This window comes from Burkholderia pyrrocinia (assembly GCF_018417535.1).
Classification (GTDB): Bacteria; Pseudomonadota; Gammaproteobacteria; order Burkholderiales; family Burkholderiaceae; genus Burkholderia; species Burkholderia pyrrocinia_E.
This window is the reverse complement of record NZ_CP070977.1, coordinates 1125210-1150810: the sequence shown is the minus strand read 5'-3', so window position 1 is coordinate 1150810 and position 25601 is coordinate 1125210. Positions and strand designations below refer to the sequence as shown.

The following is a 25601-nucleotide window of genomic DNA, read 5'->3' as shown; positions in this document are numbered from 1 at the left end:
CGGCGCGCGGTTTCCCGTTCCGATTCAAGCACTCGTCATGGACGTCAAACTCGTTGCCCGCACGCTCGACCTGTTCGAGCTGTTCGCCGCCGAACGGCGGCCGCTGCCGCTTACCGAACTCGCACGCCTGCTCAACGTGCCGGCGTCGAGCTGCCTTGCGATGGCGCGCACGCTCGTGAGCCGCGGCTACCTGTACGAAGTGCGCAAGCGCGGCGGTTACTACCCGACGCGACGCCTGCAGACGATCGCCGCCGCGATCGATGCGACCGATCCCGTCGTCGACATCGTGCATCCGCATCTCGTCGCGCTGCGCGACGCGAGCCGGGAGACGGCCGTGCTCGGCAAGATCCAGGGCCTGTCGGTGACCTACCTCGACGTCGTCGAGTCCGAGCAGGCGATCCGCTATACGCGCCAGCCAGGCGAACTGCGCCCGCTGCACGCGAATTCGATCGGCAAGGCGATCTTCGCGGAACTCGCCGGCGCTGCGCAGCAGGCGCTCGGCGCGCAGTTGCCGTTCGAGCGCTTCACCGACGCGACGGTGGCGGACCTGCCGGCGCTCGTCGCGCAAACCGCGCGGTTTCGCGAACTCGGCTGGGCCGAGAACTTCGGCGAAAGCGCGCCCGAGCTGTCGGCGATCGCGGTCGCGCTGATACTCGACGGCGACTGGTACGGGCTGTCGGTTGTCGGGCCGACCGAGCGGATCCGCCAGCATCGCGACACGCATGCGGCGCTGCTCGTCGACGCGAAGGCGCGGCTGCTGGCCGAGCACGCGCGCGGGTAGGGCAACGGCACGACGGCCGGCAGCGGGCCTGCATCGCGGGCCGTTCGCCGGCGTTCGATCCTGCCGCGCCGGAAACGGCCCGCCGTGCGTCATGCGCCGGTGCGTTGCGCCGTCACGACTTCACCCACACGCCGCCGGCACTCGGGTTGTCGCCCTGCGTCCACCATTTCGCGCAGTACTTCGCGCCCTGGTACATCACGCACGTGCCGCCCTGGTAGGCGGTCGTGGCCGACCACACGGGCGAGCCGCCGCCGACCGGCTTCCATACGGCCGCCTGGCCGGGCACGTCGCCCTGCGTCCACCATTGCGCCTGATACGTGGTGCCCTGGTAGGTAACCGTCGCACCGGCCGTATAGACCTGGCCGGCCGCCCAGGGCGCGCCCGGCTGCGGCGTACCGCCGTCCGAGCCGCCGCCGTAGTTCGGATCCTGCGTGACGCCCGTGCCCCACTTGCCGTCGAGTGCCTTGAAGATCGCCGCGAATGCGTACGGCTGCTGTGCGACGCCCGAGCAGGTCGGCGATGCATACGCGCCGTTGTTCGGGCACGGCTGGTCGCGGCCGACCGACCAGTTGCCGAAGAACCCGTAGCCGTTGTTGACCGCCGCGTTCAGCACGCTTTGCGCGTTCGCGAGCGTGAAGGTCTCGCCCTGCACGTCGTTCACGCCGATCATCGGCGTGACGCCGACCATCTGCCACAGCTGCGCGCCGGTCTTCGGCTGGCCGGCCGACTTGAACGCCGTGTCGAGCTGCGCGTACAGCGCCTGCGCGGCGCTGATCGCGGCCGCGCCCATGTCGATGTTCGCGGGGCCGTAGTCCATCGTCATCAGGTTCACCGCGTCGAATGCCGCGTTGTTCGCGATCGCCGCGTTGACGACGTTCAAGCCGTCCTGCGTGAGCCCGGTCGGCATCGTCGGCAGCGTCAGCGTGACGTGCAGCGGCTTGCCCTTCGCCGCATAGTCGGCCTGCAGTTGCGCGACGGCCTGGAAGTTGCGCGCGACCGCGGCGGTGTCCTGCTGCGACGCGCCTTCGATGTCGAAATCGACATGCGTGAGGCCGTACGTGTCGATCACCGTCTGGTAGGCGCTCTTCAACGCGGGAACCGTCGAGCAGGCCTGCATCAGCGGCGTGCCGTTCGCGCCGCCGAACGACACGGCGACTTCGCCGCCTTTCGCGCGATAGCTCGCGATCGACGTCGACAGCGCGGTGAGCAGGCCGCCGCTCGCGCCGTTGCCGATCGGCTGCACGCCGCCCCACGACGGCGCGCAGCCGTTGCCCGCCACCACGAACGCGAGCGTGAACTGCTGGATGCCTTGCCGGACGCCGATCTGGTCGACGAGCGGCGTCGGATAGAGCGTCACGTCGACAAACGGCGCATAGACGCCGGCGCCCTGGGACACGCTCGCGGCGGCGAGCAGACAGCCCGCGGCAAGCGCGCGCGGGATGAAACGCGGCAACACATTGTTGTTCATTCTGTTCTCCAAGTGGAAGAGGGATACGCTGGCCCGCGTATCGCCGCCGGGCGGACGACCGGGCATGCCTGGCCGGCGGCGTGCCCATCTTGGAGGATTCGCGTCGAATAGTGAATAGTCAGGAGTTCTTTTTGTTATTTGATTTCCGATACGAAACGATCTTGCCGATTCGACACCGTTGCGCAATGCATCGGGCGGGCGATTTTCCCGATCGATCGTGCCGATCGCGCGAAGCTCGATGCGCGTCGCTTATGTCGCTTATGCCAATGCAGGTTGCACCAGCGAGCGTGCCCGTGCGACGAAGCGCTCGACGCACGCCGACGCAAACGGCTCGCGCCACGACACGATCTGCTCGACGGCACGCGTGCCGGCGAGCGGCATCTACCTGTCCTGCCATGACTTCGGCAGCAGTCTCGGGTCGATCCTGCCGGTACCCGGCTGGCATCGGTGGGGATGGGCCGGCTGCGTCGCGTTCGTCGTCGTTGCGCAGGCCATCGTCGGCGTGCTCGTGTACCGGTTCTGGCGAACCGGCAGTGAGGCCGGCACCGGGCACGCCGACGTGTGCGGCGCCCGGTTTACGCGCTAACCGCGTTCAGCGATACCAGCGCGGCGTATAGACCCACTCGCGTCCGCCGTCGATCGCGAAACGCCGTGTGGTCGACGAGCCGACGATCACCATCGTGCGCATGTCGACCTGATCGCTGCGCAGCGCGCCGAGCGTCGTCGTCGCGAGCGTCGCGCCCGGCCGGCCGATGTCGCGGCCGAGCACGACCACCGTATCGGCGGCACGGTGCGCGCGCACGACATCGAGCGCGCGGTCGAGCTGCCACGGCCGCGCACGCGAGATCGGGTTGTAGAACGCCATCACGAGATCAGCTTGCGCCGCATGCCGCAGGCGCGTCTCGATCACGTCCCACGGCTTCAGGTTGTCGGACAGCGAGATCGCGCAGAAGTCGTGGCCAAGCGGTGCGCCAGCTTGCGCGGCCGTCGCGAGCGACGCCGATACGCCGGGTTCCACGCGCAGGTCGACTTTCGCCCATTGCGGGTCGCGCGCTTCGTCGAGCGCTTCGAGCACGGCCGCGGCCATCGCGAACACGCCGGGGTCGCCCGACGACACGACCGCGACGCGCCGGCCTTCGGCCGCGAGCTCGAACGCATGGCGCGCGCGCTGCATCTCCTCGCGATTGTCGGTGCCGTGCACGCGCTGGTTGTCGCGAAAAGGGCCGGCCATGTTCACGTAGGTCGTGTAGCCGAGGATGTCGGTCGCCTCCGCGAGCGCAGCGCGCGCGGCCGGCGTGAGCCACGCGGCGCCGCCCGGGCCGAGGCCGAGCACGGTCAGGCGGCCGCGCGCACGGCCGAGCGTGGCGGGATCGACCGGCTGCGACGCGACCGCGCACGCGAGCCCGTTCGACGCTGCGCGCAGCGTGTGTGCGACGCGCAATGCACGGCCGAGCAGCGTGGCCGCATCGGCTTGCGCGTCACCGTCGACATCGACGAAGCGCAGCGGCACGTCGAGCGTTTGCGCCGCTTCTTCCAGCGCGGCTTCGCCGATCGCCGATGCCGGCGCGACGATGGCCGCGAGCGCCAGCCGCGCGAGGCCTTGTGCGTCGAGCGCGGCTTCGATGCGCGCGGCGAGCGCTTCGTCCGCGTGCACGGCATGCGCATCGACGCCGACCATCACGCTGCGCGGATGGATCACGAGTTCGTCTTGCGTGCCGCGCCATGCTTCGGGCGTCACGCGGATCGCATGCGCAGCCGCGTCGTCGCGCGGCAGCGCGACATCGTCGAGCCACGGCGCCGCGCCGTCGATGCGTGTCGACGCGCCCGCGAGCAGGTCGGACACGAACCGCTTGCCCTGTGCGAGATCGGCGAGTGCATAGCCTTCGGGCGGATTGAGCACGCATGCGCCGAAGCGCAGTTCTCCGCTCGTCGTGATCGCCGGCGCGACGCCGAGCCATTCGGCCAGTTCGCGCGCGATCACGTTGACGCCCGTCAGCCCGCCGAGCAGCGGCACGACGGCCGAGCCGTCCTCCGCGACCGCGAGCACGGGCGGCTCGACGCCCTTGTCGGCCAATGCGGGCGCGAGGCAACGAATCACGATGCCGGCGGCGCACAGCGCGACGATCGGCAAGCCTCGCGCATAGAGTTCGCGCAGGTGCGCGCCGAGTTCGTCGAACGGCACGTCGGCGTCGACGCGCGACGCGAGCCCGTGCACGCGGGCGCCCGGGTAGCGCGCCTGGATCCGCCGCGCGGTGTCGAGCGCGCCCGCGCCGAGCATCACGATCGCGGGCGGAGTCGTCATCCTTGCCATTTTTCCCCCGGCACGACGAGCAGCGAGAAATACGGCGACGCCATCGGATCGACTTCGTCGAGCGGCACGATGCGCTGGCTCGCCATCGTCGCGCGCTCGACGTACAGCGCGCGTTTCGCGAGCCCGAGTTCGTCGAGCACGCGCCGCACCTTGTCGAAATTGCGGCCGAGCTTCATCACGACGGCCGCGTCGGCCTGCGCGAGCCGCGCGCGCAGTTCGTGCTCGGGCAGCACGCCCGACAGCACCGACAGGCTCTGGTTGCGATAGACGAGCGGCTGGCCGAGCACGGCCGTGCCGCCGAGCATCGCGCACACGCCCGGGATGACCTCGGTGTCGTAGCGCGGTGCGAGGCGGTCGTGCAGATACATGTACGAGCCGTAGAAGAACGGATCGCCTTCGCAGATCACCGCGACGTCGCGGCCCGCGTCGAGATGCGCCGCGACGATTTCGGCGGCCGTATCGTAGAAATCGGCGATCACGGTCTCGTAGCAAAGCGGCGGCGGCAATGCCTCGGTCGTTACCGGATAGACGAGCGGCAGTTGCGTCTGCGTGTCGAGCAGGTGCGCTTCGACGATGCCATATGCATTGCCTTTCTTGCCCTTCGCGACGAAATACGCGACCACGGGCGCGGCCTGCAGCACGCGCAGCGCCTTGATCGTCATCAGTTCAGGGTCGCCGGGGCCGACCCCGACCCCGAACAGGCGTCCGCGCGCGGCCGTCATTCGACCTCCGTCGCGAGCGCGTTGATCGCGGCGGCAGCCATCGCGCTGCCGCCGCGCCGGCCGAGCAGCGCGACGTACGGCACGCCGCGGCTGTCGGCATCGAGCATCGCCTTCGATTCGGCCGCGCCGATGAAGCCGACCGGGAACCCGAGGATCAGCGCGGGGCGCGGCGCGCCGGCGTCGATCATGTCGAGCAGGTGGAACAGCGCGGTCGGCGCATTGCCGATCACGACGACGCTGCCCGCGAGATGCGGGCGCCACAGTTCGAGTGCCGCGGCCGAGCGCGTGTTGCCGAGATGGCGCGCGAGGTCGAGCACCTCCGGCTCGCCGAGCGTGCAGATCACGGGATTGCCGGCCGGCAGCCGTGCGCGCGTGATGCCTTCGGCGACCATCTTCGCGTCGCACAGGATCGGCGCGCCGGCCGCGAGTGCCGTGCGGCCCGCGGTGCCGGCGCCGGCCGAGAAGCGCAGGTCGTAGACGACATCGACCATCCCGCACGCGTGGATCACGCGCACCGCGAGTTTCTCGAGATCCGGCGGAACCTGCGACAGGTCGGCCTCGGCGCGGATCGTCGCGAACGACTGGCGGTAGATTTCCTGCCCGTCGCGAATGTAGTCAAGCATCGGTGGTGTCCTGGCTATGCCGCGCGCCCGTCAGTCGGGCCGCGGCCTGGTCAATCGTCAGATGGCGCGCGAGCGGGGCGCCGAGGCCCGCGGCGGCGTCGCGCCGGTAAAGGTCGTAGTGTGCGGGCGCAACCGCGACGAGCGTGTGCGTCGCGGGATGCGGCAGCGCGCAGTGGCGCTCGCAGCCGGTCAGGTGCACGTCGACCGGATGGCCGATGCGCGTGGCGAGCGCGAGCGCGTCGTGTTTCGTGTCGGCGTGCGCTTTCGCGCAGCCCGCACTGCCGGTGCACGCGACGATCGTCGCAAGCGGGTCCGACGACGCGCAGACGAGGCCGAGCGTCGCGAGCGCATCGAGCGTGGCCGGTGCGCGTGCGTGCGACACGCCGTGGATGAACACGCCTTGCCACGGCGTCATCGACAGCGTGCCGTTACCGTCCGATTCGGCCAATGCGGCGAGCCGTTCCAGTTGCGTCGCGTCGAGCCGCCCGAGCGCGAATTGCGCGCCGACGCTGCAACGGGGCGCATCGAGCGACGGGCGCGCGCCGAACCGCAGTGCGGAATCGGAGCGCATGCGCCGCCAGCCGGCGAGCGCGGGATCGGCCGTGAGCGGGAAGGGCAGGTAGTGCCGGGCGCGTTCGAACAATGCGCGTTCGCCGCACGTCGCGAGCAGCGCACGCATCCGCGTGACGTCGGCCGGCGCGAGATCGAGGAACGCGAGCAGCAGTGCGCGGACGAGCGCGACGGCCTGGCCGGGCGACACATCGACTGAAGCAGGCGGATCGTCGTGCGCGACCGGCGGGCAGCCGGCCAGCCCGGCCGCGATGCGCACCGCGCCGTCGTCGCGGCGCCATGCGGCGAGCCAGATGTCGTGCGGATGATCGAGCGCCGCGACCGATTCGCCGCCGTCGAGCTGGATCGAGAATTTCGGCGACAGCTCGCCGCGGCGCGGCTCGCTCGCCAGCATGTCGAGCAGCGGAATGGCGAGCGCGCGGCTGTCGACGAGCGCGGCGGGGTCATGCCCGGCGAGCGGGCTGAGCATGACATTGCGGACGTCGTCGCTCGCGGCAAGCGCGGCCGCATCGGCGGCGGCGTCTGCGGTTGCATCGGCGCGCGGGCCGAGCCCCGCGTCGAGCAACGCGCGCGTCAGCGCGTCGGTCGCGCCGTCGCGAATGCCGCGCAGCTGGAGATTCGCCCGATTGGTCGCATCGATCGCGCCGGAGCCGTACGCACGCGCGGCGGCGGCGATCGCGCGGGCCTGCGCGGCATCGAGCCGGCCGCCCGGCAACTTGATCCGGCACAGTCCGCCATCGGCGGCCGCGACGACGCGCACGAGCCCCGGGCAGGCCGACGGGCGTACGATGGGCGACGCAGGAATCGAATCGGGGGCGGAACTCAACGGGGTACCGGGACAGTGTCGCGCCGCGGCCAACGCATCGGTACACCCCGCCCGACGCCGACTGGCACGCACGCACTTTCTGGCCGGCAGGTCTCCTGGCTGACAGGTCGGCGCCGGCTCCCGGCCTTCCCGGTCGAACCAGTGGCATCAGGGGGGAGATCGGCTCGCTGTCTACAGTTGCGGGGGCAGCCACAGCGGCGCGCGATGCGCCCTGTGTTCCCTCTTCGGCCCCGAAGGGCACCGGCGAACGAACGGCCGTAGGATACCTGATTTCGACCGCGTTTCGCGACCGGAAGGCGGTTCGCGACAGACGAGGCGGGACAGCCCGGCGCTGGCGTGCCGGCAGATGAAACGCGGGATGGAACACGGTACCATGCCGTCTTTCGCAATGGGGACGGCTGCGCCGGCTCTTTCACGGCCGCGCGGCGACACGATGGAATCGAACGATGGGGAAGGGTGCATGACGGCGTGGCTGACGGTAGTGGGCATCGGCGACGACGGTTACGCGGGGCTCGGACGCAGCGCGCGGCGCGCGCTGCTCGACGCGACGCTCGTCGTCGGCGCGAAGCGGCATCTCGACATGCTGCCCGCGCGGCTGCCGGCCGCGCGCGAAGCGTGGCCGTCGCCGTTCGATCTCGCGGGCGTGCTTGCGCGTCGCGCGTCGCCCGTATGCGTGCTCGCGAGCGGCGACCCGATGCTGTTCGGCGTCGGCGCGACGCTCGCGCGCCAGCTTTCCCCCGACGAATGGCGCGTGCTGCCCGCGCCGTCGTCGCTGTCGCTCGCGGCCGCGCGCCTCGGCTGGGCGCTGCAGGACGTCGGCGCGGTATCGCTCGTCGGCCGTCCGCTCGCGACGCTCGCACGTCACCTGCTGCCGGGCCGGCGCCTGTTCGTACTGAGTGCCGACGGCCGCACGCCGGCCGCCGTCGCGGCCGAACTCACCGCACGCGGCTTCGGGCCGACCCGCATCAGCGTATTCGAACATCTGGGCGGCCCGTTCGAGCGGCGTCTCGACGGCCTCGCGCAGGACTGGAACGTCGACGAAACGGCCGCACTCAATCTCGTCGCGCTCGACTGCCAGGCCGGCCCCGACGCACCGCGCCGCGCGCTCACGCCCGGCTTGCCCGACGATGCGTACCGCCACGACGGCCAGCTCACCAAACGCGACCTGCGCGCGATGACGCTCGGGCGCCTCGCACCCGCGCCCGGCGAGCTGCTGTGGGACGTCGGCGCGGGCAGCGGTTCGATCGGCATCGAATGGATGCGCGCGCATCCGTCATGCCAGGCGATCGCGATCGAAGCCCATGCGGAACGGCAGCGCTTCATCGAGCACAACCGCGACGCGCTCGGCGTGCCGGGCCTGCAGCTCGTCGCGGGCCGCGCGCCCGATGCGCTCGCGGGGCTCGCCGCGCCGGACGCGATCTTCATCGGCGGCGGTGCGACGGCGCCCGGCGTACTCGACGCGTGCTGGTCGTCGCTGAAGCCCGGCGGCCGGCTGGTCGCGAACGCGGTCACGCTGCAGGGCGAGATGGCGCTCGCCGCATGGCGCGATGCGCACGGCGGCACGCTCACGCGCGTGTCGCTTGCGCATGCCGAACCGCTCGGCCGCTTCGACACGTGGCGGCAGCCGTTGCCGGTCACGCTGTACGACGTGCGCAAGCCCGACGCGGCCGCCACGACCGGACCGTCGAACGTGACGAACGCAACGGACGCGTGATGCGCGACGAAACCCCCGAACATCCCGCGCCGCTGCGCTTCGGCTATACGACCGGAAGCTGCGCGACCGCGACGTCGCTCGCGGCCGCGCGCCTGCTGCTCGCGGGCCGCGCGGACGATGCCGTCGAGATCGTGCTGCCGAAGGGGCAGCGCGTGATGATGCGGCTCGAGTTCTGCCGGACCACGGCCGACGGCGCCGAAGCCGGCACGATCAAGGATGCCGGCGACGATCCGGACGTCACGCACGGCGCGCTGATCTTCGCGCGCGTCGCGCTCGCGGCGGCGCCCGGCGTGCGTTTTCACGCGGGGCCGGGCGTCGGCACGGTCACGCGTGCGGGGCTGACGCTGCCGGTCGGCGAACCGGCGATCAACCCGGTGCCGCGCCAGATGATGACGACGCACCTCGACGCGCTGGCAGACGAGCATGGCTACGCGGGCGGCTTCGACGTGACGATCGGTGTCGAAGGCGGCGAAGCGCTCGCGCTGAAGACGATGAACCCGCGTCTGGGCATCGTCGGCGGGCTGTCGATCCTCGGTACGACCGGCATCGTGCGGCCGTTCTCGTGCTCGGCCTATATCGCGTCGATCCACCAGGGCATCGACGTCGCGCGCGCGAACGGCATCGAGCATATCGCCGCGTGCACGGGCAATGCGAGCGAGGACGCGATGCGCGCGCATTACCACCTGCCCGACATGGCGCTGGTCGAGATGGGCGATTTCGCGGGCGCGGTGCTCAAGCACCTGCGACGCGCACCGATCGCGCGGCTGTCGATGTGCGGCGGCTTCGGCAAGCTGAGCAAGCTTGCGGCGGGCCACCTCGACCTGCACAGCCGCCATTCGAGCATCGACCTGCCGCTGCTCGCGCAGTGGGCGGCCGAGGCCGGCGCGAGCGATGCGCTGCAGGCCGCGATGCGCGCCGCGAACACGAGCCAAGAAGCACTGAAGCTCGCGCTGGCCGACGGCGTGCCGCTCGGCGATCTCGTCTGCGCGCAGGCGCTGCGCGTCGCGCGCGATATCGTGCCGCCATCGGTCGCCGTCGAGATGTTCGCGATCGACCGGCAGGGCCGCTTCGTCGGGCAAGCGCGATGAGCGCGCGCATCCTGCTGCTCGGCGGCACCGGCGATGCGCTGACAATCGCGCGCGCACTCGGTCCGCATCACGTGTACAGCCTCGCCGGCCTCGGCAAGGTGCCCGACGACCTGCGCTGCGACGTGCGCGTCGGCGGTTTCGGCGGCGCCGCCGGCTTGGCCGCGTATCTGCGCAGCACCGGCATCGGTCTCGTGATCGACGCGACGCATCCGTATGCCGCGCGAATCAGCGCGAACGCGGCTGCCGCGACACGCGACGCGGGCGTGCCGCTGTGGGCGCTGCGCCGCGCGCCATGGGCGCCGCAACCCGGCGACGACTGGCGGATGGTCGACGACTGGGCCGGCATCGAGGCCGCGCTCGCGCCGTTCCGGCGGCCGCTTTTCACGCTGGGCCGCGAACCGCTCGCGCATCTCGACGCGATCCCGCCGCACCAGTTCTGGCTCGTGCGCTGCCTCGACGCGCATCCCGGCAACGCGCACGCGCAGATCGTCGCCGCGCGCGGGCCGTTCACGCTCGACGGCGAGCGCGCGCTGTTCGCGCTGATGGGGATCGACGTCGTCGTCAGCAAGAACAGCGGCGGTGCGGCCACCGAGGCCAAGCTCGACGTCGCGCGCGAACGCAGGCTGCCGGTCGTGATGCTGCGCCGGCCGCCGCTGCCCGAGCCCGACCGCGCGTTCGACTCGGCTGCCGCGCTGCTCGACGCACTCGATCCGGCCGTGCGCGCGTGACATCGCGCGGTCGATCTTCCAACGAATTGACGGAGATTTTTCGATGACGGTGTATTTCATCGGCGCGGGCCCCGGCGACCCGGAGCTGATCACGGTGAAGGGGCAGCGCCTCGTGCGTACCTGCCCGGTGATCCTGTATGCGGGCTCGCTGGTGCCGGCGGCCGTGCTCGACGGCCATCGCGCGGAGCAGATCGTCAATACGGCCGAACTCGACCTCGACGCGATCGTCGCGCTGCTCGCCGCCGCGCATGCGAAAGGGCAGGACGTCGCGCGCGTGCATTCGGGCGATCCGTCGCTGTACGGCGCTATCGGCGAGCAGATCCGCCGGCTGAAGGCACTCGGGATTCCGTACGAAATCGTGCCGGGCGTAACGGCCACGGCCGCGTGCGCGGCGACGCTCGGCGTCGAACTGACGCTGCCCGGTGTTGCGCAGACAGTGATCCTCACGCGCTTCGCGGGCAAGACCACGATGCCGGAAGGCGAAGCGCTCGGCTCGCTCGCCGCGCACCGCGCGACGCTTGCTATCCATCTCGGCGTGCGCCATCTCGCGCGCATCGTCGACGAAGTGCTGCCGCATTACGGCGCCGATTGCCCGGTCGCGGTGATCTATCGCGCGAGCTGGCCCGACGAGGAACGCGTGACCGGCACGCTCGCCGACATCGTCGGCAAGGTGCAGGGCACGCAGATCGAGCGCACCGCGCTGATCCTGATCGGGCGCGTGCTCGACGCCGAAGGGTTCGCGGATTCGACGCTGTACGCGAGCGCAGGCTGATCACGCGCGCGCCGGCCGGCGTTCGGCGCGCCGTTCGCGCAGGTGCGTGTAGATCGCGGCGCGGCCATCGCGGACATCACATGCACGTGGACGCCCGAACGGTGTTCGCAGCTCAGCCGATCTGCGAGCAACCGGTCCGCGCACCGGCGGACGACATGCAGAATGCGATCCAGGTGTGCCGGCAGTGCGACGAAGACGCGTGCGACTTGCGCCGGTGTCCGTCCGAGCGCGCCTGCCGGCGGTTCCTCGCGGAGCGCGACGCGGGCGGCTGATACCGGCACGGTGCCTGGGCATGTCGGGCACTTTCGGTCAGACTGGCCCACTTCGCGGGATCACGGCGCGCAGACCACCTCACAAGGACATTGCTGAATGAATCACCGTATTCGATCGGGCATTTTCGGCTTGGCGGGATTGGCGGCCGCTTTGCTGGCGGTATCCGCAGTGCACGCCGCCGGCGAGGCAAACGAAGCGCGCGCCGTGCCGTTCGTCGAGGTCGCGAAAGCCGCCGTGCCCGATCGCGACTGGCAACCCAGGGTCTGCCAACTGGTTTCGGCACCATGCGGTACGGCAGGCCAGCCAAGCGACGCAAGCAAAGCGCCGTCGCTGTACCGGGTCAGGAACGACGCGCCCGGCAATTACTACGCGATCCTGCCCGGCCCGCAGTTGCTGAAGGTGAGCTTCGCATCCGCCACCGGCTGGAAAGTCCTGCAACGGTGGGATTTCTCCGACTACCGGCCCGCCGACCGCGTAGACGGCGATGGCGACGCGCCGCCGCTCGGGATCTACCCCGCGCTGTACCCGCTGGGCGGCGAGCGCTTCGCGGTCGCGGTGCTGGCCGGATGGTCCGAGAGCTATTCGGGCGGCGGCGGAAGCTGGGAAAACGCCGACTTCGTCGAACTGCAGCCGAATGGCGGGCATGCCGGCACGCCACGGATATCGAAGCTGCCGTTCAGTTGCAACAAGGAGATTCGCGCATGCTTTTCCGAACGCGAGTACCAGCACTCGCCGCATTGCAGCGAAGACTTCGACGGTTCGTTGCGGCTGCGCTTCGTGCCCGGCGCGAGTGCCGGCAAACTCGACTGGATCGCAACCTGGAAAGAGACGCATTGGCCGGGGCTGAAGCCGAAAAGCACGATCGAGCACACGTCGGTTTCCGTGACGTTGCCGGCAGCGCAGGATCCTGTTTCCGCCGGCACCGCGCTGCGCGACAAGGTGTCTTTCTGCGAGCCGGTCAACTGAACGGCGGCCGCAGCCGAACGGCCATGGCCGTGTTCCCCGACCCGCGCTAGGCCCGCGCAACATGCCGCGCGAGCCGCGGCGCAAAACCCGCCGCCAGCGCGAACAGCGCGACGCACAGGCACGCCATCGCCACCCATGCGGGCGTCAGGTCCGCGAGATGCTGGCGCACGACGCCGGCCGCGAACGGGAACAACCCGGCGATCAGGTAGCCGACACCCTGAACGAACCCCGTCAGCGATGCGGCGTCCGCCGGTGTCGCCGCATGGTCGACCGTGACGATCAGCGACAGCGGAAACAGCGCGCCGATCCCCGCGCCGAGCAGCAGTGCGGCCGGCAGCGCGAGCGCTTCGGGCGCGGCCAGCATCACCAGCAAGCCGATGAACAACGACGCGATCGCCGCATGCAGCGCGGGCCGGCGATCGGGCAGGCGGTCGATCGTCGCGGAGATCGTCAGCCCCGCGACGACTTCCGCGAGCGTCACGCCGCCGAGCAGGCTGCCGGCCGCCGTCGGCGACCAGCCGAGCCGCATGTAGTACGGCGGCAGCCACGCGAGCACGAGCGTGTACGCGCCCGTCGCGATCCCGAAGAACAGCGCGAGCCGCCATGCGCGCGGCGAGCGCGACGGCTGCGCAGCCGACGCCGAAGCCGGCCCGGCGGCGAGTGCATCGCCGCCGCGGCTGGCCAGCGGCCAGGCGAGCGCAGCCACCGCGGCCGGCAGTGCCCACCCCGCGAGCGCGGCGAGCCAGCCCCAGCGCACCGCGGCGAACGGCGCGACGACGCTCGCGAGCACCGCGCCGCCCATGATCGACGTCGAATAGACGCCCATCGCACTGCCGATGTGCGTCGCGAAATGCGCCTTCACGAAACCGGGCAGCAGCGCCTGCACCATCGCGATCCCGACGCCCGCGCAGCATGCGCTCGCGAGCAGCAGCCATGCGTGCTGCGCGCCGATGCGCGACACGCAGGCCAGCGCGATCAGCGCGACGCCGAGCCACACGCCGCCCGCAATGCCCGTCACGCGCTGCAGGCGCCGCGCACTCAACGCGCCGAGCCCCATCAGCAGGATCGGGATCGTCGTCAGCAGGCTGGCCGCGCCGTCGCCGATGCCGGTCGCGCGCTGGATCATGTCGAGCAGCGGGCCGACCGCGGCGAGCGCCGGCCGCAGGTTCAGCCCGACCAGCACGATGGCGGCGAGCCGCCATCCGGGGGAAGTGAAGCGCTTCATCGACAGGCCCTCTCGGTATCGGTGCACGGCATCCGTCCGGGGGCCGTGCGTTTTCAGGTAAAGTATCTCGACATCAAGATAAACGGTGGTTTATCTCGACGTCAAGATAACTGGTGAGCCGAGGAGGGTTAATGGATCGAGCCGCGCATGCGCTCGCGCAATGGCGCGCCGAGCGTCCGGATCTCGACGCGTCGTCGATGGTCGTGATGGGGCGGCTGCAGGAAGCCGCGCTGGTAATCGCGCGCGACCGTCTCAATCCGCTGTTTGCGCGCTACGGGATGCAACCGGGCGAATTCGACGTGCTGGCGACGCTGCGGCGTGGCGGTGCGCCGTTCGCGCTGACGCCGACGGCGCTGTACGATGCGCTGATGATGTCGTCGGGCGGGATGACCGCGCGCATCGACCGGCTGCAGAAGGCCGGCTGGGTCGAGCGCCGGCCGAACCCGGCCGACGGGCGCGGCACGCTCGTCGCGCTGACGGATACCGGGCGCGCGCTGATCGACGACGCGGTCGTCGCGCACATCGACAACCAGCGCGCGCTGCTGGCCGCGCTGTCGGACGCGGAACAGGCGCAGTTGTCGAAACTGCTGGAAAAACTGCTGGCGGGGCTGGCCGACGGCCCGGCGGAACGACCGGAAGGGCCGGGCGGAAAGTAGCGTCGGCGCACGGCGGGCGCGCCCGCGCCGGCCGGAAGGCAGCAGCGCCCGCCGCGCCGTGGGGGGCGGGCTGCGCGGATCGCGGGCCGCACTCGGTGCGCCCGCGCTGCCGATCAGTCGCGGGCCGGGATCGTGAGCCCGCGTGCGACGGCCGGACGCGCAACGAACGCGTCGAGCGCCCGCGCGACATGCCGGAATTCGCTGAAGCCGACCAGATCGCCCGCTTCGTAGAAGCCGACGAGGTTGCGCACCCACGGGAAGATCGCGATGTCGGCGATCGTGTACGTGTCGCCCATCACCCACTTGCGATCCGCGAGATGCGCGTCGAGCACCGCGAGCAGGCGCTTCGACTCGTCGACGTAGCGGTCGCGCGGGCGCTTGTCCTCGTAGTCGCGGCCGGCGAACTTGTGGAAGAAGCCGACCTGGCCGAACATCGGGCCGATGCCGCCCATCTGGAACATCACCCACTGGATCGTCTCGTAGCGGCCGGCGAGATCCTTCGGGATCAACTGGCCGGTCTTGTCCGCGAGATAGATCAGGATCGCGCCCGATTCGAACAGCGGCAGCGGCTTGCCGTCGGGGCCGTTCGGATCGATGATCGCCGGGATCTTGTTGTTCGGGTTCAGCGACAGGAACGCGGGCGACAACTGGTCGTTCGTGTCGAAGCGCACGAGGTGCGGCTCGTACGGCAGGCCGGTTTCCTCGAGCATGATCGACACCTTGACGCCGTTCGGCGTCGGCAGCGAGTAGAGCTGGAGACGGTCGGGATGCTGGGCCGGCCACTTTTGCGTAATCGGGAAGACGGACAGGTCGGGCATGGAGATTCGCTCGTCGAAGTGGATGATCCGCGTCCACCGTATCGCCGCGTGTCGCGCCTGGGGCTCGACACGGCGGGCGGCGGGGCGCGCCGAAAAACGCCCACTTTAGCCGATCCCCGGAATCGATGCAGGCGGCGGCCGGGATTCGCACGCGGGCGCCGCCACGCCCATTCCGCGTCGGCGCATCACCTCGTCAGAAGTTGTGCCGCAGCCCGACCATCGCGGCCGTCGTGCCGACACCGGGCGCGACCGGCTGCCCGTACACGAGCATCTGGTCCATCGTGCCGCGGTTGTTCACGTGGCCGACCTGCGCATAGACCAGCGTCCGCTTCGACAGGCTGTAGTCGGCGCTCAGCACGACCGACGTCGACTTGTTCGCCGAATTGTTGCGATCCTTCAGGTAGTACACGGCCGACGCGACCTGCAGCGCCGGCGTGAAGCGATAGCCGACGCCGGCCGACAGCAGGTCGAGGTTCACCCGGTCGGCATGCGCGGGATTCCTGCCGTTGCCGTACGACGCCGACACCGAGAAATCGCGGATCGTGTATTTCGCGCCGAAGTAAATGAAGCGGTTGTTGTCGACGCCGGTCGGCGCGACGCCCTGTGCCGGATTCGTGTCATGCCCGTTGTAGTAGACGGCCGACGCATTCAGACCGTAGTTCGCATACCTGAGCACGACGGATTCGCGCGTGCCGCCCTGGAACTGCCCGGCGACGCCGCCCGGCGCATATTCGAGCGCGATCGACGCGCCCGCGAACGTCGGCGACTGGTAGACGAGCGCATTGCTGTCGTACAGCGCGCCGATCGAGCCGTTGGTGCTCGTCCCCGGCCAGCCGGCCGCGGTGTTCAGGCCGAGCCACGCGGTCAGCACGCTGCCGAAGAACTGCGCGTTGCGCACGTCGGTGTCGGCCATCGCATAGATCATCGGCACGATCTGGCGGCCGGCCGTGAACGTGCCGAACGGGCCCGACACGCCGAGCGACGCGACCTGGTTGAAGATCGCGACGGCGCCCGGCGTGTCGCTCAGTTGCAGCTTGCCGGTGCCGCTGTCGAACGAACCCTGCAGCTTGAAGTTGACCTTGTAGCCGCCGCCGATGTCCTCGTTCCCCTTGATGCCCCAGAAGCTCGAATAGATGCCGCCGTCCTTCATGCGAAACACCTTGCCGGTATTCGGCGCGGTCGGGCTGAACGACGCGGCCGACGTGCTCTGGTACAGCAGGCCCGTATCGACCACGCCGTACAGCGTGACGGAGGATTGCGCGTGCGCGAGCGCGGAACAGCCGGCAAGCGCCGCGAGCGCGGCCAGTTTCGTCTTCATGAAGTCTCCAGGGTCGTAATGGACCGGACGGGATCGAGCCCGGCCGGGAGAAGCGGTGAAGCAGCGAGGCAGGCGGGCAGGCGCGGGATGAGGCGCCGGTGCGAGCCGTGCGGAAAGACTACGCAACGGCGAGCGGCCGCTCCCCCCCATGCGCGGGGGGCAGGGTTGCGGAGAATCGGAAGGGGGTTAGGGCCGGTGCACGCCAATAACGGGCTTGCGAACGTGCGTTTCAGCCCGTCCCCGAAGGCGACTTCCTTTGGGCGCGTGCAAGGAGAGGGGGGGCGCGATAGCCGCAGCTATTGCAACGACGAACGACGCCGCAATGCGGGCGGAACAGGCCGTTTCAGGCAAGCGTCAAGGCGCGCTTTCGAGCAGCCCGAGCACCAGCGCGCGGCGCACCGCGTGCTTGCGCGAGCTGGCGTCGAGCTTGCCGAACAGGTTCTTCAGGTGCCACTTCACGGTTTCCTCGCCGACGGCGAGCGCGACCGCGATCTCCTTGTTCGACAGGTTGCGCGCGAGCAGTTCGAGAATCGCGCGCTCCTTCGGCGTCAGCACGACGCTCGGCACCGCGCGCGGGCTGGCCGCGCCGCGCGGCGCGGGCGGCACGATGCGCGGCTGCGGCAGCGCGTGTCGCGCGGGGCCGTCGCCGGCGGCGGCCTCGTCGCCGACGCGGCGCGCCCAGTCGGCGACGGCCGGATGCGCGTCCGCGAGCGTGCGCGTGAGCCCGAACATGTCCGCGAGGTTCATCGCCTCGTCGAGCAGCGCGCGGCCGCCGCGCCCCGACTGTTCGAGCGCGAACGCGCTGAGCGCCATGATCTCGATCCGTGCTTGCCCCATGCTCATTTCGCGGGCCAGCACGGCCGCTTCGTCGAGCGCCGCGCTCGCGTCGTCCCAGCGGCGCGCGGCAAGCGCCGCACCCGCATGCGCGGTCGCCTGCAGCAGCACGACGGGGCGCCGCCACAGCGGCCCGTGCGACGGAAACTCCGCTGCGGCGATCGCATCGATCCGCTCGACGAGCGCGTGGCAGGTTGCCTCGCGATAGCGCGCCGCGTGTATCCGCACCTGCTCGGCGAGACTCGCGACCGACAGGTGCGGCAGCCGGCGCGCGACGCCCATCGCATCGAGCGCCTCGAGCAGGTCGATCGCACGATGCTCGACGCCGCGCAGCAGCGCGATGCGCGCGGCGGTGCGGTAGCCGAGCAGCACGGTGTCGGGTGTGCCCGCGTGTTCGAGCACGTCGAGCCGGTTCGCGAGCAAGGCGGCGGCCTGATCGACGCGGTCGGCCTCGTAGGCGATCGCCGCGCACATCGCCGCGAGCATGCAGGTCAGCGGATGGCGGCGCCCGAGATCGGCTTCCGCGCGCGCCAGCGCCGGCGACAGCGCGTCGTCCGCGAGCCGGATCTGGCCTTCGCGCAGGTAGCTCAGGCCCGTGATCAGCTCGCCCCAGCGCGCGACGTAGCCAAACCCGGCCGCCGTCTCGCCGCGCGGCGCGGCCTGCTGGAAGCGTCGCGCCTGCGCCGGTTCGCCGACGATGATCGCGCGTGCCGACAACCGGTTCGCGTGCATCTGCGCGAGCCACGTCGCCGCTGGCGGCGTGAAGTCGGCCCACGGTTCGAACAGTTCGACGAAACGATCGATTTCATCGGCGTAATACGCGGCCGCGCTGAGAATCAGCGCGCATTCGTAGCGCATTGCGGCCGGCGTTCCGGGGTCGGCCAGGATGCCCGCGATCTGCCGCTGCGCCTCGACATGGCGCTCGCCGAGCGCCAGCGCCCATGCGACCGCGATCCGCAGCGTCGGGCGCTTGTCGAGTTCCGCGTCGGGCAACAGCGCGAGCCAGTCGAGCACGTCGTTGATGCGGCCCTGCTTGATCGCATCCTCGAGGCAACGCTGCGCGAGCGCGTATGCAGTCTCGAACTGGCCGGCCGCATACGCGTGGCGCGCGGCTTCCCCGGTCATCCCGTGCGCGTCGAGCCACGCGGCCGCACGCGCATGCAGCACGCTGCGCTCGGCGTCCGGGGCCGCGGCCAGACGGTCGCGCAGCGTGTCGCGTACGAGCGGATGCAGCCGGCACCAGTCCGAATCGTCCGATGCAATGAACAGCGGCGTATCGCGCGCGAGCCGCGCGAGACGGTCGGGCGCGCCTGCGTCGTCGAGCAGCGCGGCGCACAGCGACGGATGCAGGCGATCGGCGACGCTCGTGCGCGTCAGGAACGCGGTGTCGTCGGCCGACAGGTTCGCGAGCAGCAACTCGACGAGCCGGTCGCGCGTGCCGTCCACACGCGCGGCGAGCGCGTCGACCGCCTGGCGCGGATCGGCCGAGCGCGCCATCGCGGCCATCGCGAGCTGCAGCCCGAGCGGCCAGCCGTCGACGCGCTCGAACAGCCGCGCGCACGCGTCGGCGTCGACGCGCTGCGCAAAGCGCGCGCCGACCAGCGCGATCGTCTCGTCGAGCGTGAAGCGCAGCCGGTCGGGGCCCGCGAGCATGCATTGCCCGCCGGCGAGCAGGTCGCCGGCCGCGCGATCGAGCCCGCGCCGCGCCGCGACGACGACCTGCAGGTTTTGCGGCGCGTTGTGCAGTACATAGGTGAGCGCGTCGAGACCGGCGGCCGGCAGCCGCTCCGCGTCGTCGACGATTAACAGCGCGTCGATCGACAGTTGCGCGACCTCGGCCAGCCATGCGGTCAGGCCGTCCAGCGCGCGCGCCGCGCCGCCCGGGATCAGGCGCCCGAAGCCGGGCCGCGCGCAGCCGGTGCGCACCGCCTGCACGAGCCCCTGCAGCAGCCGCGGCGCGTCGTCGCGCTCGTCGGCCGACAGCCACACCACCGCGCGGCCGAGCGCGAGGTATTCGCGGCGCCATTGCGCGAGCAGCGACGTCTTGCCGTAGCCGGCCGGCGCCTGCACGAGCGTGACCGGACGACCGTCGAAGGCCGGCGCGGCGAGGCTCAGCCGCGCGCGGGCGAGCAACTGCGCCGGCACGCGCGGCGCGGTCGTCTTCAGGACCAGTTCGGTGGGGGGCGCGTCGGCGCGATCGGGTGGGTGGGCCATCGGGGCAGCAGTCGGAATCCGGCGGTGCCGTGCGGGCCAGCGTCCGGGGTGGGCGTGGGGGGAAGGATCGGTCGAACCGCGTTCGCGCGTCAATCCCCCCCGCGACGAGTGGGGCCGCACCGGCGCCACGCCGATAGCATGGGTTCCGCTGCATGACGAATGACGAACACCACGAGGAGGGCACCCATGAAGATCGTATCGACCGGCGCGCGGCGCAGCGCGCCGACCGCCGGATAAGCGGAGCGGCACGATGTACCGCCATCTGCTCGTGACGGTCGACGGCGCGCCCGGCGGCATCGACGCGATCGGCCATGCGCTCGAACTGGCGCGCGCGGTCGGCGCGCGGGTCACGTTCGTGCTGCCCGGCGCCACGCCGGACTCGCGTTTATCCGGAGCGCGGCTGCCGGAACACGGTGCGAAAGTGGAAGCCGCCGCGCGGGCACAGGGTTTGTCCCATGCGATCGCGGCGGCCGGCGACACGTCGCCCGGTACGCTCGCCGGCGAGCTCGGCTGCGACCTGATCGGCATGGCGGCGCTGCCGCCCCACGCGGATGCAGCCGAATGCCAGCAGCGGCAGCGACTGCTCGCGATGTGCGGCGTGCCGGTGCTGGTATGCGCGTCGCCGCGCCCGCCGGCCGCGGCGCGCGTGATCGCTCGCTGCCTCGATGCGCATCGCGCGGTGACCGCGATGCTGCATGAGCTGATCGCGCACGGTGGGGAAGCGGCGGAAATGGCCGCAGCGGAACCGTCGGCGGCGCACGAAGCCGTCGACATCCGCGGCACCCTGGCAGCGCTCGCGGCCCTGCAACGCGCGCGTTTCGGCAGTGCCGCGGAAGCGCAACTCTTCGCGGCGTTGCGCACCCGCGCGGAGAGCGTCGCGGCCGAACTGGACGAGCTCGACCGCCAGCAACGCCGCGACGCGCAAGCGCTCGACGCGCTGGCCCGGATCGCATCCGACGGGCTGCCGTCGCCCGCGTTCGACACGGCGCTCGCGCGCTATGCACATGGCACGTTCGAGCAGATGGGGCGGATGGAAGGCGTGATTTTCCCGGCCGCGCGGCGCTACCTGGGCGACGCCGACTGGGCCGAACTGGACGAGCCCCCGGCGGGCGGCGCAGCCGCGACGCGGCCGGGCGCAAACGAACCCGACGATGCGCGACGCGCATCCGACTGACACCATACGGAGAACAAGATGGCACATGCAGTGCGATTCCACGAAACCGGCGGCCCCGACGTGCTGCGCTGGGAAGAAGTCGACGTCGGGGATCCGGGCCCCGGCCAGGTGCGCCTGCGGCACGAGGCGGTGGGCCTGAACTTCGCCGATACCTATTTCCGCAGCGGCCTGTATCCGGTTCCGCTGCCGTCCGGCATCGGCGTCGAGGCGGCTGGCGTGGTCGAGGCCGTCGGCCCCGGCGTGACGAACGTCGCCGCCGGCGATCGCGTGACTTACACGGGCTTCATCAACACGCTCGGCGCGTACAGCACCGAACGCCTGATCCCGGCCGCGCCGCTCATCCGGTTGCCGGACGGCATCGCGTGCGATACCGCCGCGGCGATGACGATGCGCGGCCTGACGTCGGCCTACCTGCTGCGCCGCATCCACGCGTTCGCGCCGGGCGACACGCTGCTGCTGCACGCGGCCGCCGGCGGCGTCGGGCTGATCGTGTCGCAATGGGCGAAGCTGCTCGGGCTCACGGTGATCGGCACCGTGTCGAGCGAACACAAGGCCGATATCGCCCGCGCGCACGGCTGCGACCATACGATCGACTACAGCCGCGAGGATGTCGCGAAACGCGTGCGCGAACTGACGGACGGCGCGGGCGTCGACGTCGTCTTCGACAGCGTCGGCAAGGACACCTTCGAAGGCTCGCTCGATTCGCTGAAGCGGCGCGGGCTGATGGTGTGCGTCGGCACCGCGTCGGGCCCGATCCCGCCGTTCGATCCGCAACGCCTCGCGATGAAGGGCTCGTTGTACCTGACGCGCCCGGCGCTGGCCGACTACATTGCCGACCCGGCCGAGAAGAACGACCTGGCCGGCGAACTGTTCGCGCACGTTGCCGCCGGCCGCATCCGGATCGAGATCAACCAGCGCTATGCGCTGCAGGACGCCGCGCAGGCGCACCGCGATCTCGAATCGCGCAGGACGACCGGTTCGTCGGTGTTCATCGTCTGAGGAGACGCGCATGCGAGTCGAACCCCTGACCTGCGCGATCGGCGCGGAACTGCTGGATGTGAGCCTCGCCGACGCCGTGCACGACGACGGCCTGTTCGCCGAACTCCGCGCGCAGCTGCTTCGGCATCGCGTGCTGTTCCTGCGCGACCAGGACATCACGCGCGCCGAGCACGTCGCGTTCGCGCGGCGCTTCGGCGAACTCGAGGATCATCCGGTCGCCGGCAGCGATCCCGAGCACCCGGGGCTCGTGCGCATCTACAAGTCGCCCGACCAGCCGAACGACCGCTACGAGAATGCGTGGCACAGCGATGCGAGCTGGCGCGTGGCGCCGCCGTTCGGCTGCGTGCTGCGTTGCATCGAAGGTCCGCCGGTTGGCGGCGACACGATGTGGGCGAACATGGTGCTCGCGTACGAGCGCCTGCCGGAACACGTGAAGCAGCAGATCGACGACTTGCGCGCGCGCCACAGCATCGAGGCGAGCTTCGGCGCGGCGATGCCGATCGACAAGCGCCTCGCGCTGAAGGCGCAGTATCCGGACGCCGAGCATCCGGTCGTGCGCACGCATCCGGAAACCGGCGAGAAGGTGCTGTACGTGAATGCGTTCACGACGCATTTCACGAACTTCCATACGCCCGGGCGCGTGCGTTTCGGGCAGGACGCGAACCCCGGCGCGGGCCAGTTGCTGCACTACCTGATCAGCCAGGCTCATATCCCCGAATACCAGGTGCGCTGGCGCTGGAAGAAGAACAGCGTCGCGATCTGGGACAACCGCAGCACCCAGCATTACGCGGTGATGGATTACCCGCCGTGCGTTCGCAAGATGGAGCGCGCGGGCATCGTCGGCGACGTGCCGTTCTGAGCGCGCCCGCACCGTAACCGATCCGCAACCCCATGCAACGCGCCGGGCCCGCCGCCCGGCGCGACGGGATACGCACGCCCGTACGCCCGAATACAACGCTTTCCACTGGAGGACGACATGCAATTTCTCGACGATTCGCTGCACCCGGAAAACCAGGACAAGGTAGTCATCACGGTCGCGCCGTACGGCCCCGAATGGATGCCCGCCGATTTTCCGGAAGACATTCCGGTGACGATGGACGAGCACGTGCAGAAGGCCGTCGACTGCTACAACGCGGGCGCGACGGTGCTGCACATGCATGTGCGCGAACTCGACGGCAAGGGCAGCAAGCGGCTGTCGAAGTTCAACGAGCTGCTCGGCCGGCTGCGCGAGGCCGTGCCCGACATGATCCTGCAGGTGGGCGGCTCGATCTCGTTCGCGCCGGAAGGCGACGGCGCGGAAGCGAAATGGCTGTCCGACGACACGCGGCACATGCTCGCCGATCTGACGCCGAAGCCCGACCAGGTGACGGTCGCGATCAACACCGTGCAGATGAACATCACCGAGCTGATGAACCGCAAGGACATCGCCGGCACGTCGCTGAACGAAACCGCGTACTGGGACGCATACCGCGAGATGACCGTACCGGCCGGCCCCGGCTGGGTCGACGAACACCTGCGCCGCCTGCAGGCGGCCGGCATCCAGCCGCATTTCCAGCTCACCGGCATGCACGCGCTCGAAACGCTCGAACGGATCATCCGCCGCGGCGTCTATCGCGGCCCGCTGAACGTCACGTGGGTCGGCATCGGCGGCGGCTTCGACGGCCCGAATCCGTACAACTTCATGGAATTCGTGCGACGTTGCCCGGACGGTGCGTGCATCACGCTCGAATCGCTGATGAAGAACGTGCTGCCGATCAACACGATCGCGATGGCGCTGGGCCTGCATCCGCGCTGCGGGATCGAGGACACGATCATCGACCAGAAGGGCAACCGGATGACGTCGGTGCAGCAGGTCGAGCAGTGCGCGCGAATCGCGCGCGAACTCGGCCGCGACATCGCGACCGGCAAGGAGGCGAAGGCGATCTACCGGATCGGCGTGCAGTTCGACGGCGTCGACGAAACGCTCGCGCAGCTCGGGATGGCGCCGAACCGCCGGCCGGGCCAGGTGAGCGTGCCGCTGCGCGCGGCCTGACGCGCCGCGCATCCGGGCGGCCCGCGAGCGCCGCCCGCCGATCGATGTGGTGCGGCACCCACCCTCGCGCATCGCGCGAGGCAAGCTCCGCCGAACGGAGCGGGGCCGCGCAAGCCGCGCCGGCGCGTTGCCGCACCGGTGCCGGAGGAGACACGCATGTTGATTCATCATGTCGAGCCGTCGCTGCAGGACCTGACGGCCACCGAGCGGCGCGCGCCTGCGTATGCGTGGCTCGTGTTCGGGCTGACCGTCGGCCTGCTGCTGTCGGACTACATGTCGCGGCAGGTGCTCAACGCCGTGTTTCCGCTGCTCAAGCACGCGTGGGAGCTGTCGGACACGCAGCTCGGTTCGTTGAGCGGCGTCGTCGCGCTGCTGGTCGGCCTGCTGACGTTTCCGCTGTCGGTGCTCGCCGACCGCTTCGGGCGCGTGCGCAGCATCGTGCTGATGGCCGCGTTGTGGAGCGTCGCGACGCTCGGCTGCGCGCTGTCGACCAACTACGCCGAAATGCTCGTGGCGCGCGGCCTCGTCGGGCTCGGCGAAGCCGCGTACGGCAGTGTCGGCGTCGCACTGATCCTCAGCATCTTTCCGGCTCGCCTGCGCGCGACGCTGACCGGCGCGTTCATGGCCGGCGGCGCCTTCGGTTCCGTGTTCGGGATGGCGCTCGGCGGGCTGGTCGGCGCGCATCTCGGCTGGCGCTGGTCGTTCGGCGTGATGGCCGCGCTCGGCATCGTGCTGCTCGTCGCGTATCGCTGCGTCGTCACGGAACGGCGGCTCGCGGCATGCCGCATCGAACCGTGCCGGCGCGATGCCGACGCGCCGCGCGACCTGCTCGGCAGCGTGCGCGCGCTGATGTCGGGGCTGTTCGCATCGCGTTCGGTGGTATGCGCCTATATCGGCAGCGGGCTGCACCTGTTCGTGCCCGGCGCGCTGTTCGCATGGCTGCCGAGCTACCTGAACCGCTACTACGCGATGGCGCCCGACCGCGCCGCGGTGCTTGCAGCCGGCTTCGTGCTGCTCGCGGGCGTCGGGATGGTCGGCTGCGGCATCGTCACCGACCGCGTCGGCCGTGCCGACGGTTCGCGCAAATGGCTGACCGCGATCGCGTATTGCGTGCTGACGGGCGTCTGCCTTACGGTCGCGTTCCGGCTGCCGCCCGGGCCGCTGCAGCTCGCGCTGATCTGCGCGGGCATGCTGGTCGGCGCAGGCGCGTCCGGCGCATCGGGCGCGATGGTCGCGAACCTGACGCCGGCCGCGATCCACGCGTCGGCGTTCGCGACGCTCACGCTCGCCAACAACCTGCTCGGCATGGCGCCGGGCCCGCTGCTGACGGGGTGGGTGGCCGATCGCGCCGGGCTCGTCGGCGCACTGCAATGGATTCCCGTCGTGCCGCTCGCGGCCGCCGTGCTGTTCGCGATCGGACGCGCGAGCTACGCGGCCGATCTCGCGCGCGTCGAACGCGAACGGCGCGCGACACACCTTTCCTGAACCC

The 25601-nt window shown here is 70.7% G+C and carries 23 protein-coding genes and 1 riboswitch; of the genes, 14 read left to right on the top strand and 9 right to left on the bottom strand.

The window, feature by feature from the left end; translation table 11 throughout:
- Positions 1-37 precede the first annotated feature (37 nt).
- The gene (locus JYG32_RS05460) at positions 38-781 is read left to right on the top strand and encodes an IclR family transcriptional regulator (RefSeq protein ID WP_213264912.1); all 744 of its coding nucleotides are present in this window, start codon (positions 38-40) and stop codon (positions 779-781) included.
- A gap of 112 nt (positions 782-893) precedes the next feature.
- Here JYG32_RS05460 and JYG32_RS05455 read toward each other — a convergent pair whose 3' ends face one another.
- The gene (locus JYG32_RS05455) at positions 894-2249 is read right to left on the bottom strand and encodes a chitinase (RefSeq protein WP_213264911.1); all 1356 of its coding nucleotides are present in this window, start codon (positions 2247-2249) and stop codon (positions 894-896) included.
- A 217-nt stretch (positions 2250-2466) separates the two neighbouring features.
- Here JYG32_RS05455 and JYG32_RS39670 point away from each other — a divergent pair, with 217 nt between their 5' ends.
- Positions 2467-2835, top strand: a complete 369-nt coding sequence (locus JYG32_RS39670; protein WP_433960841.1) for a hypothetical protein — start codon at positions 2467-2469, stop codon at positions 2833-2835.
- A gap of 6 nt (positions 2836-2841) precedes the next feature.
- Here the strand turns inward: JYG32_RS39670 and cobJ are convergent, their stop codons facing one another.
- Genes cobJ through cobG form a run of 4 tightly spaced genes read right to left on the bottom strand, consistent with a single transcriptional unit; the run spans position 2842 to position 7301 of the window.
- Positions 2842-4551, bottom strand: a complete 1710-nt coding sequence (gene cobJ / locus JYG32_RS05445; protein WP_213264910.1) for a precorrin-3B C(17)-methyltransferase — start codon at positions 4549-4551, stop codon at positions 2842-2844.
- Entirely contained in the window at positions 4548-5282 is a 735-nt protein-coding gene (locus JYG32_RS05440) for a precorrin-2 C(20)-methyltransferase (protein ID WP_174383939.1), read from the bottom strand. Before JYG32_RS05440 ends, cobJ begins: the two co-directional genes overlap by 4 nt.
- Entirely contained in the window at positions 5279-5905 is a 627-nt protein-coding gene (locus JYG32_RS05435) for a precorrin-8X methylmutase (protein WP_213264909.1), read from the bottom strand. The genes JYG32_RS05440 and JYG32_RS05435 overlap by 4 nt, the downstream gene beginning before the upstream one ends.
- Positions 5898-7301 carry a precorrin-3B synthase gene (gene cobG, locus JYG32_RS05430; RefSeq protein WP_249744592.1) on the bottom strand — a complete coding sequence of 468 codons (1404 nt, stop codon included), beginning with the start codon at positions 7299-7301 and terminating at the stop codon, positions 5898-5900. Before cobG ends, JYG32_RS05435 begins: the two co-directional genes overlap by 8 nt.
- Positions 7302-7369: 68 nt before the next feature.
- Positions 7370-7561: riboswitch (cobalamin riboswitch) on the bottom strand.
- Between the two features lie 200 nt (positions 7562-7761).
- On the opposite strand from cobG, the gene cbiE reads away from it, so the two are divergent.
- From cbiE to JYG32_RS05400, 6 genes are all read left to right on the top strand, one after another.
- Positions 7762-9015: a precorrin-6y C5,15-methyltransferase (decarboxylating) subunit CbiE gene (cbiE, locus tag JYG32_RS05425; RefSeq protein ID WP_213265383.1), complete on the top strand. Its 1254-nt coding sequence runs from the start codon at positions 7762-7764 to the stop codon at positions 9013-9015.
- A complete protein-coding gene (locus JYG32_RS05420) occupies positions 9015-10103 on the top strand; it encodes a cobalt-precorrin-5B (C(1))-methyltransferase (protein ID WP_213264907.1) in 1089 nt (362 codons plus the stop codon). Before cbiE ends, JYG32_RS05420 begins: the two co-directional genes overlap by 1 nt.
- Positions 10100-10831: a cobalt-precorrin-6A reductase gene (locus tag JYG32_RS05415; protein WP_174383935.1), complete on the top strand. Its 732-nt coding sequence runs from the start codon at positions 10100-10102 to the stop codon at positions 10829-10831. The genes JYG32_RS05420 and JYG32_RS05415 overlap by 4 nt, the downstream gene beginning before the upstream one ends.
- A gap of 43 nt (positions 10832-10874) precedes the next feature.
- Positions 10875-11603: a precorrin-4 C(11)-methyltransferase gene (gene cobM / locus JYG32_RS05410; protein ID WP_174383934.1), complete on the top strand. Its 729-nt coding sequence runs from the start codon at positions 10875-10877 to the stop codon at positions 11601-11603.
- Positions 11604-11689: 86 nt separating this feature from the next.
- Positions 11690-11875: a hypothetical protein gene (locus JYG32_RS05405; protein WP_213264906.1), complete on the top strand. Its 186-nt coding sequence runs from the start codon at positions 11690-11692 to the stop codon at positions 11873-11875.
- A gap of 97 nt (positions 11876-11972) precedes the next feature.
- The gene (locus tag JYG32_RS05400; protein WP_213264905.1) at positions 11973-12842 is read left to right on the top strand and encodes a hypothetical protein; all 870 of its coding nucleotides are present in this window, start codon (positions 11973-11975) and stop codon (positions 12840-12842) included.
- A gap of 46 nt (positions 12843-12888) precedes the next feature.
- Here JYG32_RS05400 and JYG32_RS05395 read toward each other — a convergent pair whose 3' ends face one another.
- Positions 12889-14067: an MFS transporter gene (locus tag JYG32_RS05395; RefSeq protein ID WP_213264904.1), complete on the bottom strand. Its 1179-nt coding sequence runs from the start codon at positions 14065-14067 to the stop codon at positions 12889-12891.
- Positions 14068-14198: 131 nt separating this feature from the next.
- Here JYG32_RS05395 and JYG32_RS05390 point away from each other — a divergent pair, with 131 nt between their 5' ends.
- Positions 14199-14723, top strand: a complete 525-nt coding sequence (locus JYG32_RS05390) for a MarR family winged helix-turn-helix transcriptional regulator (protein WP_213264903.1) — start codon at positions 14199-14201, stop codon at positions 14721-14723.
- Between the two features lie 113 nt (positions 14724-14836).
- On the opposite strand, the gene JYG32_RS05385 is transcribed toward JYG32_RS05390, so the two are convergent.
- From JYG32_RS05385 to JYG32_RS05375, 3 genes are all read right to left on the bottom strand, one after another.
- The gene (locus tag JYG32_RS05385; RefSeq protein WP_213264902.1) at positions 14837-15541 is read right to left on the bottom strand and encodes a glutathione S-transferase N-terminal domain-containing protein; all 705 of its coding nucleotides are present in this window, start codon (positions 15539-15541) and stop codon (positions 14837-14839) included.
- 193 nt (positions 15542-15734) lie between these two features.
- Positions 15735-16859 (bottom strand): porin, encoded by a 1125-nt coding sequence (locus JYG32_RS05380; RefSeq protein ID WP_213264901.1) that lies wholly within the window; start codon positions 16857-16859, stop codon positions 15735-15737.
- A 354-nt stretch (positions 16860-17213) separates the two neighbouring features.
- Positions 17214-19907 carry a LuxR C-terminal-related transcriptional regulator gene (locus JYG32_RS05375; protein WP_213264900.1) on the bottom strand — a complete coding sequence of 898 codons (2694 nt, stop codon included), beginning with the start codon at positions 19905-19907 and terminating at the stop codon, positions 17214-17216.
- Between the two features lie 250 nt (positions 19908-20157).
- Between JYG32_RS05375 and JYG32_RS05370 the strand changes: the two genes are divergently transcribed.
- The 5 genes from JYG32_RS05370 to JYG32_RS05350 all read left to right on the top strand — a co-directional run bounded on the left by JYG32_RS05370 (position 20158) and on the right by JYG32_RS05350 (position 25597).
- Positions 20158-21081 carry a universal stress protein gene (locus JYG32_RS05370; RefSeq protein WP_213264899.1) on the top strand — a complete coding sequence of 308 codons (924 nt, stop codon included), beginning with the start codon at positions 20158-20160 and terminating at the stop codon, positions 21079-21081.
- An 18-nt stretch (positions 21082-21099) separates the two neighbouring features.
- Positions 21100-22080: a quinone oxidoreductase family protein gene (locus JYG32_RS05365; protein WP_213264898.1), complete on the top strand. Its 981-nt coding sequence runs from the start codon at positions 21100-21102 to the stop codon at positions 22078-22080.
- Positions 22081-22090: 10 nt separating this feature from the next.
- Positions 22091-22939 carry a TauD/TfdA dioxygenase family protein gene (locus JYG32_RS05360; protein ID WP_174384440.1) on the top strand — a complete coding sequence of 283 codons (849 nt, stop codon included), beginning with the start codon at positions 22091-22093 and terminating at the stop codon, positions 22937-22939.
- 117 nt (positions 22940-23056) lie between these two features.
- On the top strand, positions 23057-24112 hold the full coding sequence (locus JYG32_RS05355; RefSeq protein WP_213264897.1) for a 3-keto-5-aminohexanoate cleavage protein: 1056 nt from the start codon (positions 23057-23059) through the stop codon (positions 24110-24112).
- A gap of 156 nt (positions 24113-24268) precedes the next feature.
- On the top strand, positions 24269-25597 hold the full coding sequence (locus tag JYG32_RS05350; protein ID WP_213264896.1) for an MFS transporter: 1329 nt from the start codon (positions 24269-24271) through the stop codon (positions 25595-25597).
- The last annotated feature ends 4 nt before the right edge of the window (positions 25598-25601 follow it).

Bases quoted from the DNA above. Each gene is read 5' to 3' on its own strand.
- JYG32_RS05460 (WP_213264912.1), top strand. From the start codon at position 38: ATGGACGTCAAACTCGTTGCCCGCACGCTCGACCTGTTCGAGCTGTTC.
- JYG32_RS05455 (WP_213264911.1), bottom strand. From the start codon at position 2,249: ATGAACAACAATGTGTTGCCGCGTTTCATCCCGCGCGCGCTTGCCGCG.
- cobJ (WP_213264910.1), bottom strand. From the start codon at position 4,551: ATGACGACTCCGCCCGCGATCGTGATGCTCGGCGCGGGCGCGCTCGAC.
- JYG32_RS05440 (WP_174383939.1), bottom strand. From the start codon at position 5,282: ATGACGGCCGCGCGCGGACGCCTGTTCGGGGTCGGGGTCGGCCCCGGC.
- JYG32_RS05435 (WP_213264909.1), bottom strand. From the start codon at position 5,905: ATGCTTGACTACATTCGCGACGGGCAGGAAATCTACCGCCAGTCGTTC.
- cbiE (WP_213265383.1), top strand. From the start codon at position 7,762: ATGACGGCGTGGCTGACGGTAGTGGGCATCGGCGACGACGGTTACGCG.
- JYG32_RS05420 (WP_213264907.1), top strand. From the start codon at position 9,015: ATGCGCGACGAAACCCCCGAACATCCCGCGCCGCTGCGCTTCGGCTAT.
- JYG32_RS05415 (WP_174383935.1), top strand. From the start codon at position 10,100: ATGAGCGCGCGCATCCTGCTGCTCGGCGGCACCGGCGATGCGCTGACA.
- cobM (WP_174383934.1), top strand. From the start codon at position 10,875: ATGACGGTGTATTTCATCGGCGCGGGCCCCGGCGACCCGGAGCTGATC.
- JYG32_RS05400 (WP_213264905.1), top strand. From the start codon at position 11,973: ATGAATCACCGTATTCGATCGGGCATTTTCGGCTTGGCGGGATTGGCG.
- JYG32_RS05395 (WP_213264904.1), bottom strand. From the start codon at position 14,067: ATGAAGCGCTTCACTTCCCCCGGATGGCGGCTCGCCGCCATCGTGCTG.
- JYG32_RS05390 (WP_213264903.1), top strand. From the start codon at position 14,199: ATGGATCGAGCCGCGCATGCGCTCGCGCAATGGCGCGCCGAGCGTCCG.
- JYG32_RS05385 (WP_213264902.1), bottom strand. From the start codon at position 15,541: ATGCCCGACCTGTCCGTCTTCCCGATTACGCAAAAGTGGCCGGCCCAG.
- JYG32_RS05380 (WP_213264901.1), bottom strand. From the start codon at position 16,859: ATGAAGACGAAACTGGCCGCGCTCGCGGCGCTTGCCGGCTGTTCCGCG.
- JYG32_RS05375 (WP_213264900.1), bottom strand. From the start codon at position 19,907: ATGGCCCACCCACCCGATCGCGCCGACGCGCCCCCCACCGAACTGGTC.
- JYG32_RS05370 (WP_213264899.1), top strand. From the start codon at position 20,158: ATGTACCGCCATCTGCTCGTGACGGTCGACGGCGCGCCCGGCGGCATC.
- JYG32_RS05365 (WP_213264898.1), top strand. From the start codon at position 21,100: ATGGCACATGCAGTGCGATTCCACGAAACCGGCGGCCCCGACGTGCTG.
- JYG32_RS05360 (WP_174384440.1), top strand. From the start codon at position 22,091: ATGCGAGTCGAACCCCTGACCTGCGCGATCGGCGCGGAACTGCTGGAT.
- JYG32_RS05355 (WP_213264897.1), top strand. From the start codon at position 23,057: ATGCAATTTCTCGACGATTCGCTGCACCCGGAAAACCAGGACAAGGTA.
- JYG32_RS05350 (WP_213264896.1), top strand. From the start codon at position 24,269: ATGTTGATTCATCATGTCGAGCCGTCGCTGCAGGACCTGACGGCCACC.